The organism is Limimaricola soesokkakensis (genome assembly GCF_900172345.1).
GTDB lineage: Bacteria > Pseudomonadota > Alphaproteobacteria > Rhodobacterales > Rhodobacteraceae > Limimaricola > Limimaricola soesokkakensis.
In genome coordinates this window covers 1-13,794 of the sequence record NZ_FWFY01000009.1, presented here as the reverse complement: position 1 = coordinate 13,794, position 13,794 = coordinate 1, and the positions used below count along the sequence as shown (strand labels likewise).

The 13,794-nt window shown below is 63.5% G+C and carries 10 protein-coding genes; 7 read left to right on the top strand and 3 right to left on the bottom strand.

What is annotated here, in order from left to right:
* Window positions 1-2: 2 nt before the first annotated feature.
* Together LOS8367_RS13570 and LOS8367_RS13565 are read left to right on the top strand one after the other, a co-directional pair.
* Window positions 3-2,828: a UPF0182 family protein gene (locus tag LOS8367_RS13570; protein WP_085897069.1), complete on the top strand. Its 2,826-nt coding sequence runs from the start codon at window positions 3-5 to the stop codon at window positions 2,826-2,828.
* A gap of 5 nt (window positions 2,829-2,833) precedes the next feature.
* Window positions 2,834-4,114, top strand: a complete 1,281-nt coding sequence (locus LOS8367_RS13565) for an ArsB/NhaD family transporter (RefSeq protein WP_085897068.1) — start codon at window positions 2,834-2,836, stop codon at window positions 4,112-4,114.
* 183 nt (window positions 4,115-4,297) lie between these two features.
* On the opposite strand, the gene LOS8367_RS13560 is transcribed toward LOS8367_RS13565, so the two are convergent.
* Window positions 4,298-5,530, bottom strand: coding sequence for a sigma-54-dependent transcriptional regulator (locus tag LOS8367_RS13560; RefSeq protein WP_085897067.1), 1,233 nt, complete (start codon window positions 5,528-5,530; stop codon window positions 4,298-4,300).
* 2 nt (window positions 5,531-5,532) lie between these two features.
* Window positions 5,533-6,978 carry a sensor histidine kinase gene (locus LOS8367_RS13555; protein WP_085897066.1) on the bottom strand — a complete coding sequence of 482 codons (1,446 nt, stop codon included), beginning with the start codon at window positions 6,976-6,978 and terminating at the stop codon, window positions 5,533-5,535.
* A gap of 630 nt (window positions 6,979-7,608) precedes the next feature.
* On the opposite strand from LOS8367_RS13555, the gene LOS8367_RS13550 reads away from it, so the two are divergent.
* From LOS8367_RS13550 to LOS8367_RS13535, 4 genes are all read left to right on the top strand, one after another.
* Window positions 7,609-8,142: a hypothetical protein gene (locus LOS8367_RS13550; protein ID WP_106535075.1), complete on the top strand. Its 534-nt coding sequence runs from the start codon at window positions 7,609-7,611 to the stop codon at window positions 8,140-8,142.
* On the top strand, window positions 8,139-9,458 hold the full coding sequence (locus tag LOS8367_RS13545; protein ID WP_085897064.1) for a GAF domain-containing protein: 1,320 nt from the start codon (window positions 8,139-8,141) through the stop codon (window positions 9,456-9,458). The genes LOS8367_RS13550 and LOS8367_RS13545 overlap by 4 nt, the downstream gene beginning before the upstream one ends.
* A gap of 135 nt (window positions 9,459-9,593) precedes the next feature.
* On the top strand, window positions 9,594-10,688 hold the full coding sequence (locus tag LOS8367_RS13540) for a hypothetical protein (protein WP_085897063.1): 1,095 nt from the start codon (window positions 9,594-9,596) through the stop codon (window positions 10,686-10,688).
* On the top strand, window positions 10,685-11,245 hold the full coding sequence (locus LOS8367_RS13535; RefSeq protein ID WP_207569268.1) for a c-type cytochrome: 561 nt from the start codon (window positions 10,685-10,687) through the stop codon (window positions 11,243-11,245). Before LOS8367_RS13540 ends, LOS8367_RS13535 begins: the two co-directional genes overlap by 4 nt.
* Before the next feature lie 250 nt (window positions 11,246-11,495).
* Here LOS8367_RS13535 and LOS8367_RS18860 read toward each other — a convergent pair whose 3' ends face one another.
* Window positions 11,496-11,810 carry a hypothetical protein gene (locus LOS8367_RS18860; RefSeq protein ID WP_133056335.1) on the bottom strand — a complete coding sequence of 105 codons (315 nt, stop codon included), beginning with the start codon at window positions 11,808-11,810 and terminating at the stop codon, window positions 11,496-11,498.
* Between the two features lie 404 nt (window positions 11,811-12,214).
* Here LOS8367_RS18860 and LOS8367_RS13530 point away from each other — a divergent pair, with 404 nt between their 5' ends.
* Window positions 12,215-12,475: a 3-ketoacyl-ACP reductase gene (locus LOS8367_RS13530; RefSeq protein ID WP_133056334.1), complete on the top strand. Its 261-nt coding sequence runs from the start codon at window positions 12,215-12,217 to the stop codon at window positions 12,473-12,475.
* The last annotated feature ends 1,319 nt before the right edge of the window (window positions 12,476-13,794 follow it).

Genomic DNA, 13,794 nt, shown 5'->3' with positions numbered 1-13,794 from the left:
CGATGAGCGTGCAAACCGATATCCCGGCCCGGCCGCAATTCGCCAAGCTGCCGAAGGTGCCCACTGCCGCATGGATGTGGACGCGGGTTCTGATCGTCGCGAGCCTGGCGCTGGCGCTGTTCCTGCTCGACCGGTTCAGCGGTCTGCTGCTGAACTATTGGCTGCTCGACAGTCTCGGCTATGCCGAGGTGTTCTGGACCAACTTCTACATGCAGACGGCGCTCTTCGCCGGGGGATTGATCGCCATGATACTGGCGGTGGCGACCCCGGCCTGGCTGCATGGGCTGCCGCAGGCCGACCGGCTTAAGACCCTGTGGTTTGCCGCGATTGGCGGATCGCTTCTCGGCTACGTCCTGAACCTGCAGTTCTACGAGTTCCTCGGCCCGATCAGCGCGGTGCCGTTCGGCGAGGTCGATCCGATCTTCGGAAACGACATCAGCTTTTATGTCTTCGACCTGCCACCGATCGTGACGGCCCTGTTCGCGGTGCTGTTCGTGGCCATCGCGGGCCTGTTCGCTTCGATTTGGACCGCGCTTGCCGGCAGCCGTGATGCCGGCTGGCCAGAGGGTATGAACGGCTTCGTGCGCTGGCTCGGTCGGGTCGGCACGCCCTATAGTTGCCTGATGCTGCTGCTCACCGGTCTGACCGCCGCGACGCTGATCTGGCTGCGGCGCTATGGCCTCCTGACCATGCCCAATTTCGAGGATTCCACCGAAGGCACCGGCGCGGGCGCGGAATACGTGGACATCGTGGGCTTCTTCTCGACCAAGAACGCGATCTATGTCGAGGCACTCGCGATCCTCGCCCTGACCGTGGGGCTGACGCTGACGATCTGGAAGGCGCGAAAGGCCCTGCGACAGCCGGGCAGCATCGATCTGCAGCGCGCCTTCGGCCCGCTCGCCTTCGCGCTGGTGCTACTTCCGGGGATCACCACGGACCTGGCCTTCCGGTCGGTCGTGGCCTTGCGCGACCAGATCTTCGTGAAGCCCAACGAGCCGGTGATCCAGTTGCCCTATCTGCAGCGCCATATCGATGCGACCAACAAGGCCTTCGGCACCGACAGGATCATCGAGAAGACCCTCGTGCCGCCGATGGGCGACGCACCGCTGCCGCCGCTCGAGGCGTTCCTAGACAGCCCAACGATAAAGAACGCCCCGCTCTGGTCCGGCTCGGTGAGCCGCTACAGCCGGCGGGTCGCGCCGCAATACGTGCAGCGCATTCTGCAGGCGGAAGGCGACATGACGGTGTATTCGCCCACGTTGCAGATCCTCGAAGCCCAAGAGACGCTGCGCCCCTATTACGGCTTCATGGATGTCGACACGATCATCTCGGAGGTCAATGGCGAGATGACCATGATGGCCAGCGCGGTGCGCGAACTGCCGCAGGACATCATGCGGCCATGGATCGTGGCCTGGAACCAGCGGTCGTTCCTGTTCACCCATGGTCACGGGCTGATCACCATGCTCGCCTCCCAGCGGACGCCAACCGGCGATCCGGTCTATGGCAGCTCGGGCGTGCCGGTTTCGGCACGGTTCGACGCGCTGGCAGTGGACAACCCGGCCATTTATTACGGCGAAGGTGCGGTCAACGCCGCTTTCTCGAATGCGGTCGGCCTTGCGGAGCACGATGTGGCGACCGAGCAGGGTCGGAGCGAGGTGCAGTTCCCGCAGGATGTCGCAGCGGGCATCCGGGTCGACAATCCGCTCAAGCGACTGGTGATCGGCTATCAGACCGGGCACTTCTTCCAGACCCTGTTCTCGGAACTGATTGGACCCGAGACCCGGGTGCACGTCTTTCGCAGGCCAATCGAGCGGCTGGAGCAGATCGCGCCATTCATCGATGTCGACACCGATCCCTATGCGGTCCCGACCGGGGATGGGGTGAAGTGGATGGTCAACGCGGTCACCTACAGCGACGCCTATCCCTACAGCGCCCTGACAAATTTCGGCGATCCTGCGGATCTGCGCACCGAATGGCGGCCTCTGCAGCGGATGAACTACATCGCGGATTCGGTGAAGGTCGTAGTCGACGCCATGACCGGGCAGGTCGATCTCTACCAGTTCGTCGACGAGCCGGTGGTCCAGACCTGGGCCGCGATCTACCCCGGCCTTTTCAAGCCGAAGGGCGCCATGCCGCCCGAGATCCGCGCGCATGTGCAATATCCTCAAGAACTGATGTCGATCCAGTTCAACAAGATCTACCCGTTCTACCACCAGCGCGATGCGCTGACCTTCTATAGCGGCGAGGATCTGATCGACGATGCCGACGAGGTGGTCGGGCCGATCCTGGGCGAAAGCGGCGCTGCAATTACCTTCAGCCAAGGGCTGTTCTGGTGGGTTGCCGAAGCGGGCGGGGCGATGGTCGATGCCGAGAACCCCGTGCAGTTCGCCCTGTCCAAGAGCTACACGCCGCAGGATCCGCTCAACCTGCGGGCCTTGGCGACGGTCTACCAGACGGGTGAGGATTACGGGACGCTGTCCGTGCTGAAACTGCCCAAGGGCATGTTCTTCATGGGGCCGGAACAGGCCGATGCCGCCATCGACCAGGATTCCTTCATCGCGCAGGAGATCGGTCTGTGGAACCGGCTCGGCGTCGAGGTCATCCGCGGCCGGACCTCAACCCTGATCGTCGAGGGTGAGGTGCTCTATGTCGAGCCGATCTTCATCCGCTCGCGGCAGAACCCGGTGCCGCAGCTTCAGCGGGTGATCGTAGTGTTGCGCGGCCAGCCGCATATGGGCCGCACCATCGAGGAAGCGCTGAAATTCGCCATAGAGGGGGGGCGACTCGACATGGAGGAGCGCCAGATCCGCGCCTCCTTGGAGGAGTAGGGCCGATGGGCGAAGCATCCGCTCTTTCGGCGCTCGGCGTGACGATCATCCTCGCGCTGTCGCGCCCGGCCCTCGGCTTTCTCGTCGTTGGCCCGGCACTGGCCGCGATCGCCGGCATCACGCTGATGACCGCGGCCGGTCACGTCGCGATCGTCGACATCTTTGAGGCGATCGGCGTGCTCTGGCGGCCGATGATCGCGATCGCCTCGATCATGGTGATCGCGGCGGCGGCCGGGCATCTGGGCGTGGTCAACCGTCTCGCCGGGGCGGTGATCCGGCTCGGCGACGGCTCGGCGCGGACGTTGTTCCTGCTGGTGTTCTGCCTGAGCGCCTGCACGGCGGCGATACTCAATAACGACAGCGCGATCCTCGTGCTGACGCCGCTGGTCGTCACCATCGTCCGCGCGCTCTATCCGGAGAACCCGGCGCTGCTGACGCCATTCGTCTTCGCGGTATTCATGGCGGCCGGGATCGCGCCCATCGTGACCTCGAACCCGATCAACCTGATCGTCTCCGACGTAGCCGAGCTGGACTTCAACGCCTATGCAATGCGGATGGTGCCGGTGGCCCTGGCCAGCGCGGTGATCAGCTTCCTGACCTTGCGCTGGATCTTTTCGGCCGAACTCGACCGGCGGGGGCCGGGCGTGGCCGACCCGAAAGTCGTGGCCGCCCGCTTTTCCGAAAGCGGCTGGGCACCTGCGGAGAAGCATGGGCTGATACTGGCGCTGAGCGTACTCGGCGCCTATCCGGTGATCGAGTATCTCGGCGGGTCGGTCTGGATTGTCGCGCTGTGCGGCGCGATCGCCGCCTGCATGCTCTGCGCCTTTCACGATGCGGTCAGACCGGGCTATCTCCTCCGGACCGGCGTCGCCTGGCAGATCCTGATATTCCTGTTCGGGGTGTACCTGATCGCGCTGGGCCTGAGGAACGCCGGGGCGGTCGACTGGTTGGTCGATGTCTATAACCCGCCGGGCATCGCGACGATCGGAGTCGTCTCGGCGGTGGGGTCGGCGCTGATCAACAACCACTCCATGGCCCTGACCAACGTCGTGGCGATCGGCGCGCTTCCAGGCGAGCAGCATACCACCGAGTATCTTGCCGCGTTGGTCGGGGGCGATCTCGGGCCACGGCTCCTGCCGATCGGTTCACTCGCCGGGCTGCTCTGGTACGCCGCCTTGGAGCGCTCGGGCGTGCATGTTCCGGTGCGCCAATTCATCCGGATCGGGGTGATCGTGACGGTGCCGTCCCTAACGGCCGGACTGCTGATGCTAGGAGCGATTTCTTGACCCCCCGTGTCTGTAATACGGAAGGTAATGAGCAAAGGCCGCGAACTCTGCCATGGAGAATTCAGGCTCTAATTGTTGGCCTTCGTCGTCTTGGTAGAGTAGCCGGGATTGGACGGAAGGTTGAAGGGACCGGTAGAGCCCCTCTGTTCCGGGCACGAAAAGCTCAGCAAGGCAGCGTTGGCCTCAATGGGCCTCCAGGTCGAACTTCCGCATGCGGTAGCGCAGCGTATCGCGGCTGATACCGAGCATGGTAGCGGCCTGCGAGACGTTGCCTTTGCTACAATGAAGCGCCTGACGGATCGCGCTCAGTTCAAGCTCCTTAAGGGTCGGGACGCTGAACCTGTCTTCTGCGGACTGATCGATAAGGCGGATATGAGAGCCTTCGATCAACCCGTCGGTCTGTTCCAGCATCGCCCGCTCGATGCAGTTCACCAACTCGGCCACATTGCCTGTCCACTCGTGTTCCAAGAGCTTCACGCGCGCGGCAGGGGTGAATTTCGGGCGGGGCTGGCCCGCCGCCCGGGCCACCCGGTTCGCGACATGCTCGGCGATGAGCAAGACGTCGGCCGCGCGATCGGACAGCGAGGGTACGTCGATCCAACCCACCTGGATGCTGTAGAGTAGCTGCGGCAGGATCCCTCCGGACCCCGTGCTCGGCGCGAGGTAGGTCTCCGTCGTGGCGATCAGGGAAGGTGGCGGATCGAGGCGGTTGAGCAAGCGCAGCAGCATCGACTGCGCATCCATTCCCAAATGGGAGACGCCGCGCAGCACCAGGGTGCTTGGCCCTGTGATATCGGCGAGGCACCGGTGTATCTCGTCGCTTTCCAGCGCGCAGTCGAGCACCGTCATGCCTTCGCTGCTGCCAGTGGCGGTCTCGTGCAGAGCCTGCGCGATCAGGAACTTGCCCGATCCGGGCGGGCCGACCACCAGCACCCCGGGGCGTGGTCCCGGGCCGGATCCGCGGGCGAGCCGCGTCACGGCGCGGCGCAGGGCATTGGCGGCGGAGGAGCGACCGATGATCCGGTCGGCGCCGAAACAGTCGAGGCCACCCATCCTCTCGTCCAGCATGAGTCCCCGGGCGATCGAAGCCACGGCAGACAGCGGGGCCGGCTTGACGAGGAAGTCCCTCGCTCCGGCCTTCATCGCCCGAACCGCGATATCCACGTCGCCATGGCCTGTCATCATGATCACCTGCGCCTCAGGGCAGTTCGCCTTGAACCAGTCGAGCAGGGCCAATCCGTCATCTTCGTTCAGCTTGTAGTCTAGGATCACGAGCCGCGGTGCCTCGCGCTCGCACTGCACCTTTGCCGATGCGGCGTCGACGGCGTAATCGGCCGAAAATCCACGGCGCTCAAGATAGCTGACGATCGAGCGGGCCAAGACCATTTCGTCTTCGATGACCAGGACCTCGCCCATCGCTATGCCCTCGCCGGAAATGTCAGCGTGACCACGACGCCCTTCTGGATGCCGTTTCGCAGATCGAGAGTTCCGCCGAATCGCTCTGCGATACGCCGCCCGAGTGCCAGCCCGACCCCTAGCCCCGACGGCTTCGATGTCTTGAACGGAACAAACAGGCTTTGCAGCTGATCCTCATCCAGGCCTGGTCCGGTATCCGATATTTCGATCGCGATGCGGCGGCCTGGCGCATTCGACCAGTTGATGTGCAGGCGGCCGCCATTCTTCATGGCTTCGACCGCATTGGCGAGGATGGTGTTGACGACCTGCTCCATTTCGCCTGATCCCGCCGCCGCGATCGGGTGGCCATCGCAACGGCCCAGGACGACTTCGATATTGTGCCGCAGCAGTTGTGGCCGAAAGCTCTCGATGCAGCGCTTGATGATCACGTCGACATGGGCCGTGTCGACGGCGTCCTGCGGTTCCGCGCGAGTACCGTTCAGGAAGGAACGGATCCAGACCTCGAGTCGGTCCACCTGATCCACGATGTCCAGCACGGTCTGGCGTGTGCTTTCTTCGATCTTCTCTTCTGCGACCAACTCGGCGCAGGAGCGGATCGCCGCCAGCGGGTTGCGCAGACCATGGGCGATAGCCGAGGCCATCTCGCCAATCACGGCCAGACGTTCCGCCTCGACCAGACGCTTCTCCTGCCAGTGCAGGGTGCGCATCGTGTAGATCACGACCGAGATCAAGGCCGCGAACAGCACCGCTCCGGCCAAGAGCGCGCCGACCTGGGCCAGGCGCTCGATATCCTGAAGCACAGCGAGCAGGGTCGTCGGGGTTTTGTAGACCTCGATCGCTCCGATGACGGAAGTGCCGTCGCTCGACCAGATCGGAACGTAGATCTCTACGAATTCTTCGACATCGTCGGGCAGGCCGGCATGTTCGATCTTGTGTTCGAAATCCAAGGACGCGATCGCGGGGTGGAGTTCTCCACGTAGCGCCCCGCTCAATTCCTCGTTGTCGTCAAAAGTCCGGCCGATGAGGGCGGGATCGCTGGACCAGATAACTTCGCCGGATAGCGAATAGATGTTCGCTCGGGCCATCTCGGGAAGTTGCAGGATATGTTCGAAGACCTCTCCCATCTCTCCCGCGGTGGGGCGGAGTTCGCGTTCGAAGAAGAAGAAGCGCTCGGCTCCCTCGACATGGACAATGGAGTTCAGGAATTCCATCGAGACCATCGCGTCGCGCTGCATCATCTGACGCTTCATGTAGCTGGCCATGTAGGTGCTGAGCACGATGGTCGTCGCGAAGATTGCTGCGAAACTTGCGAGAATGAAGATCGACAACACTCGGACATACTGAGGAGATTCATGCAGCGAGTGGTGTTTTTGCATCGCGGCGTACTCCCTTCCCTGCCGCTCCTTGGGCGCAGCAGGCAGTACAAGCATATTTGCAAGTTCGGGCATCCAACAATTAAGACGTCCGGCTATCGAGACTGCTTTTTTGGGCTATTTGACCCAGATTTGCCGCGTCTTTTGCCCCAATTTGTCGGTTCCGGGGCTCTCTGCGGCTCAGGCGTCCGCTGCTATCATGAACAGGTGACGGTATCGGGGGACGGGATGACTACTGTACTGCTTCGAGAAGGTGAGCCGGTTATGGCGGACAGAACGCGGCGCACTCTCTAGGGAGTAAGGCTCGAGGTCAGGTTTGCAGCGGGAGCCCCCAAGGGCCGCGATCCCATGGCCGCCGATCGTCACGACCTGCTGGTGGCCTAAATTGCACTTGGCCATGGTATCGACGAGTTTGCGCGAGGCGGCTCGTCGATACCCCGGGCTGAAGATGATCGGACTAGGCAGTATTCTTCACCATTCTCGCAGCCTTCATGGCAAGTAGCGGCAGGCTATACACAAGCATCGATCACGTCCCGAAGGTAGGGTCGCAACGATTGAGAACACGAACTCGGCCGCGCCCATATCGGCAGGCGCCGCCCTGACGAGCATGACCTTATGGTCAAATGCGTTCTCGCAAGGCGGTTAAGATTTCGGTAAGATCTGCGGCAGCATCCTGCCCTTCGCCAACCCGCTCAGAGTCGCGCCATGCCGAGCGCCCAAGCCCCCGCTGATCCAGCCGAGACCGAACCCGGTCTGTTGCCGGAGGCGCAGACGCTGGTCGAGGCATTCTGCCGACATGGTGCCAGCATCATCATCGGCGTCATTGGCCTGTCGGGGCGCCCGCTTGCGGGTGTGGCGCTGGGCTGTACCGAGTTCGGGCCGAACAAGGTCAGGGTCCTTCTGTCGCGACCGCTCAATTCCGAGCTGCTGCACGGGTTGATGCGCAACAGCCGGATCGCCCTGACCGTTTCTGAGGTGCCGACGCACCGTTCGATCCAGATCAAGGGCGAAGGCGCGGTGCTGCTGGCGGCACAGGCGGAGGATCTGCAAATTGCCAAGCGGCAACTTCGCGCCTTTCGCGATCAGCTCATCGATGCCGAATATGGCGAGGCCTTCGCCACGGCCTATTGCCGCTTCGACCCTGCCGAAGCGGTGGCGGTGGAGTTCATTCCGCGTGCCGCCTTCACGCAGACCCCTGGACCTAGGGCTGGAGAGAGGCTGCAGGAGAGCGTGCGATGACCACGCTCGACCAGATCCGGAACTGTCTCGAAGGCGTGGTACCCGCCTTTCTCGCGACTTCGGACGGCGAGGGCATGCCGAACGTCTCCGAGATCTCGCAGGTCCATTACGTCGATCCTGGTCATGTCGCACTCTCCTACCAGTTCTTCAACAAGACCCGCCGCAACGTGCTTGCGACCCGCGTCGCCTCGGTGATCGTGGTCGATCCTGACAGCAACGCGCAGTACCGGTTGGAGCTCGACTTCGAAGAGACCCAGACCAGCGGCCCGCTGTTCGAGGCGATGCGCGCCAAGCTCGCCGGCATTGCCTCGCACACCCATATGGAATCGGTGTTCCGACTACTCGGCTCGGACGTCTACGAGGTCCGCGTGATCGAGCCCCTGCCGTCGCGGCGGCTCGAGGTGCTGCGGCCCTGCAACCCGCTCAGCGCGGCGCGGCGCGTGGCGGCGGAGTTGACGACGTCCGAAGAGGTCGGGCCGCTGCTCGACCGGTTTCTCGCGGCGCTGGAGCGGCAGATGGGGATCGGTCACTCGATGGTGCTGATGCTCGACCCTGAGACCGGACGACTCTTCACCGTCGCCTCGCATGGCTATCCGAGCACCGGGATCGGCTTCGATGTCGGTCTCGGGCAGGGGGTGATCGGAGTCGCGGCGGCCGAGGGGGTGCCGATCCGCATCGGTCATCTCGCCGCCGACTACAGCTATGGCGAGGCGGTGCATTCGGCCGCGGGCATCGACGGTCCCGCCGGCTCGGCTACGGGCGTTCCCTATCCGGGCCTCGAAGCGCCGCTGAGCCAGATCGCGCTGCCGCTGCGACCCATGGGCGAGACGGTGGGCGTGCTCTTTGCCGAGTCGCCGCAGCGCAACAGGTTCGGCTATGACGACGAGGACGCGTTGCAGCTGGTGGCGCAAAGCCTCGGGATGCGGCTCCTGCTCGGGCGCCAGGACGGGCGCGAACCGGCCGCGCCGCAATCGATCGAGACAGCGAGCAGCGCGGCGCCCCTGCGACTGCGCCATTACCGTTTCGACGACACGGTCTTCATCGAAGATGCCTATCTCATAAAGGGCGTGGCCGGGGCGATCTTCTGGAAGCTGGCGACCGAACATGCCGAGACCGGACGGACCGAGTTCTGCAATCGCGAGCTGCGGCTCGACGCGACGCTGCGGCTGCCGGCGCATTTCGACAATCTGGAATCACGCCTGCTGCTGCTGCAACGTCGCCTCGCGGAGCGCGGCGGCGGCATCCAGATCCATCGCTCGGGGCGCGGCAGGTTCCGCTTCGACGTCGCGGGCGATCTGACCTTGGAAGAGCTCTGAACGAGCATCGCCGCCGTTAAGAAAATTTTCAGATTTCGCGAGCAATGACTTCCGATGAGCGTGTGTGGGTTTCGGCGTATCCCCGGACCAGGGCCGCTCGCATCCGGTGCGGGGGCCTGATGGAGGCTCGCACCGATGTCCGTCCCGATCATTGCACGTTCCCGCCGCACCGGCGCGACGCTGGGCGTGGCGCTGGCCCTTTCGGCCATTCTCGCAGCTCTCGCGGAACCGGTTCAGCCGTCGCTGGGGGAAACCGCCCCCGCCGATCTTTTTGCCACGGGTCTCTACACCGACCCCGCAGCCCGATCCGTCGATCCACGTCATCTCGTGTTCTCGCCGCAATATCCGCTCTGGACGGACGGTGCGGCTAAGCGGCGCTGGATGTCGCTGCCGCCGGGCACGCAAATCGACGCGTCCGATCCTGACCGCTGGGCCTTTCCGGCGGGCACGCGCTTCTGGAAGGAGTTCGCCTTCGACGGCCACCCGGTCGAGACCCGCTACATGGAGCATCTCGGCGAAGGGCGCTGGGTCTTCGCGACCTATGAATGGAGCGCCGACGGACGGCAGGCGCCGCTGGCGCCAGAACGCGGCCGCGCCGATGCCTGGCCGTTGTCGGACGGGCGCACCCACGCCATCCCGGGCCGCACGGATTGTCGGGTCTGCCACGGCAGCGGTCCGGCCCCGGTTCTGGGTTTCTCCGCCCTGCAGCTCTCGCCGGACCGCGATCCCGGCGCGCCGCATGCCGAGCCATTGCCGCTCGACGCCGTGGATCTCGCGGTGCTGGTGGAGCGCGGACTGATCGCGAATGCCTCGGCAGGGCCCGCGCCGCGCATTCCCGCGGCCGATCCGATGGAGCGCGCGGCGCTGGGCTACCTGCATGCGAATTGCGGGCATTGCCACAACGATCGCGGCGCGCTTGCCGATCTCGGTTTCGATCTGGCCCACGGCCTGAAGGACGGGTCCGCCGCGGCGCGCACCACCAGTTTCGGGGTGGCCTTGAAGGATCCGCCGGCCGGGCTGCCCGATGGCGTCGAACTGCGCATCGCGCCGGGCGATCCGGCGGCCAGCGCTTTGCTGTACCGGGCCGGTTCGCGTGATCGGTTGCTTCAGATGCCGCCGCTCGGCACCGCTCTCGTCGACGAGGAGGCGATCGCGCTCCTCGCGCGATGGGTCGCCCAACAACCCCGCGCGGGAAAACCCGCGCCGCAAACCGAAGGAGAAATCAGATGATGTTCCTCAGAGCCGTCGCCACGATGTTTCTCGGCCTCAGCTTCATTCTCGTCGTGGCGCTCTCCAGCACGGGCCTGCTGGCCCAGGAAGCCGACCCGGTGGCCCGCGGCGAGTATCTCGTGAACACCTCGGGCTGTCACGACTGCCACACGCCCTGGGGGATGGGGCCGAACGGTCCCGAACCCGACATGAGCCGGGCCCTGTCCGGGCATCCCGCCGATCTTCAGGTCGGCCCGCCGCCCGATCTGTCCGAGGAATGGGTTTGGGCCGGGAACCCGACGAACACCGCCTATGTCGGACCATGGGGGGTCAGCTTCACGGCAAACCTGACCCCCGATCCGGAAACCGGGGTGCTGCGCGACATGAGCGAGAGCCAGTTCATCGACACCATCCGCAACGGGCGGCATATGGGGCAAGGGCGGCCGATCCTGCCACCGATGCCCTGGCCGGCCTACCGCAACATGACCGATGAGGATCTGAGCGCGATCTACGGCTATCTGCAGCAGATCGATCCGATCCCGAATGCCGTGCCCGAGCCCTTACCTCCGGGCCAGTAAGTGACGGGACTGCCCGGCATGCGAATGCCGGGCGGCTTATTCAGCCAGCCATTTCCAAGTGCGCACATCGGGAAGGAATACGGACCAAGCCCTGTCAGGCGCGTCGGCGCCACAGTGAACGGCCCGCGTCAGACCCGAGTTTCAGCCTGCACCTACAGGTCGTGAATAGCGTCGCAGCGGGATTGAAACAATCAAGGCTGAGCGAGGGCGCGGACACCGTTCGTACCGTACAGCGCTCTGCTCGAAGGTTTCAAATGTTGGCGGCCGTCCTCACATCGGTCGGCATGTGAAGGCCGTCAGGCGTCGGCGGCCAGGGCGGGGCAAGCGCTTCGCCAGCTTCGAGGAAATCCTTCAACTCCGCTGTCCGACCTGCACTGACCAGGGCCGCAGGCGTTTGGCCACCGAAGCATTCCAGACGTTTCCCATGATACCACGTCCAAGTGTCGGCAGCCGATTTCGTCCAGGGACGAACGATGCTGATGACGCTGTAGGTCACCTGTAGTCGTGCCTGATTCGGCGCGGCGCGCAGCAATTCCGCCACGTCGATGCCCAATGCACGTGCCATGATCTTGGCGTTGATCGTCGCCTCGCGCGGGACCCGATGTCATATCCTGGTAACGGTGTTGGAGGCACACTGCTTGGAACTGCCTTTTCCTGTGTCATGCGGAGCAGGGGCAGCGGCGTATGCCTGATCGGCGAAAGGGGAGCAGTAAGGTGCTGGCAGCGACATCTCCAAGGGACGGTTGCAAAGGAGATGCAGGTCAGCCCTCCGCATGCCATGTCCCGCGATGGACAGGGCTGCCGTAAGGGCATATAAATACGGACCCGGACGCGCATGCAGGGATCACGTGCAGCACCGGAGCCGGCGACAGCGCGATGCCGGATCGCCGCCTCTTCGCAGCCAGAGCGACGCCCCGTTTCGGCCGGGTGGTCCCGACATTCGGTCGGGACAACAGCTCGGAGGTCGTCATGACGACACAACATTCGCTTATCGAAAGACTGGATGAGGTCGGTCACAAGATCGAGGATGCCGAACATAGGCTAAAGGCTCGTGCGGACTGGACCCATGGCAACGCACTCACCCAGAAGGAACTTCTGGCCCGCTATGCCGTGATCAAGCGCAAGCTGAACCGCGACATCGCCGATCTGGAAGCCCATGGGCATCACGTGACGGCGCTGGAGGCGTCGTTGCGGGAATGGTGGCTCTCGGTCAACCTGACGGTGAGGTGAAAGGCACCGCCAAAGGGCTCGTCACCAGCGTGCAGACGTTCCGAACTGCGCAGGACAGGGAACTGCGTATGAAGTTCGACGTAGCCTGATAGGTGCCTGATGAAAGTCGGTTCAAAGATCATGCTCGGTTCCTCGGTACGCCAAATCGTCGGCTTCGAGGGCCGTCGGAGACGGAAGACCGTAGCGGCGCGAGCAAAGTCCGTTGCGCGAGTAGGAAGCGGAGCGCCACTATGCAGCCTTTAGGTTGGCACGCGCTTTTCTCTACCTGATGTCAGCGGGTGTAGTCGGACGCTGCCCCGCTCATGTTGCGCAGGATTGTTGCGTCGCGGTAGCGCGGTTCTGTTCGCAAATTGTATCGTGAGCGATGCCAACCGTGCCCTCGCGTTGGTATCAAAAGCGATCCAGTCCCAGCCGATCGGTTGGGAGGGGGATCGCCATGCTCTTGGGGATCGAAAAAAGCGTACACTCAAGCTGATATCCAGCAATTCGGCCGGAACTCGGACATTAGCGAGATCCTGCCATTGCCGCCATGGATTCCGAAGTTCCACTTGTCAGCGAAGAATCCGAAGTCTGAACAGTCGAGCGCCCCCATTGGCGTTTCACCGCGAGCATCGCGACGCCTTCGAGTATTTCCCTCGACAGAAAGGGCGCAGATCGGCTGCGGAGGTCTTTGAGGGGTTCGGAGTGACCGAGGCGACCGGCCTGCGTATTTTCTCCACTTCCAAGGATCGGAGCAAGCAAAGCAGGAGCCGAAATCCTCATGCCGCTCCGCCTCCTGCCTCTCGATTTAGCGGAATTTCTTCAACCGAAACCGGCTCTAATTCGTAACAAGATGTTTTGGCATCAGGCATTAAATCTCTTGTCCCCACGGGTCAGGTGCAGAAACGAATCAGGCTATCGCGACCCCGTCGGGTAAATTCCTAATAGTCACGGAACAATGGCTGCGTACACGAATAATTGTATCAGCTACATCCGTTCGTGGTGAGAAAGTGTTTGTCGTGTGGCGGATCGTGGCCGACGATCGGACGGAGGCCACAAGGGAGTAGTTGATCCGGAGATGCCTCTTAGGTCAGATTTGGGGAAGGACTCGGGAGGGCCGCCACGCATTCGGCGGCCGCTGCTGATTTTGGGTCAGAAGCACCTCCGATGAGGCGAAATTGCCGTGGGAACGCAAGTGCTGCGCTCCCGATGGTTTTAACGAGTGTTTCGAAGGGTAATGGTCGTGGCTGTTTCCAACAACTTTTCTGCCAGCTCGCTTGATTTCAACGGTTTCGGCGGTCTTTCCCAACCCACCGCGCTGGTGTGGGGGGCGGATGGGC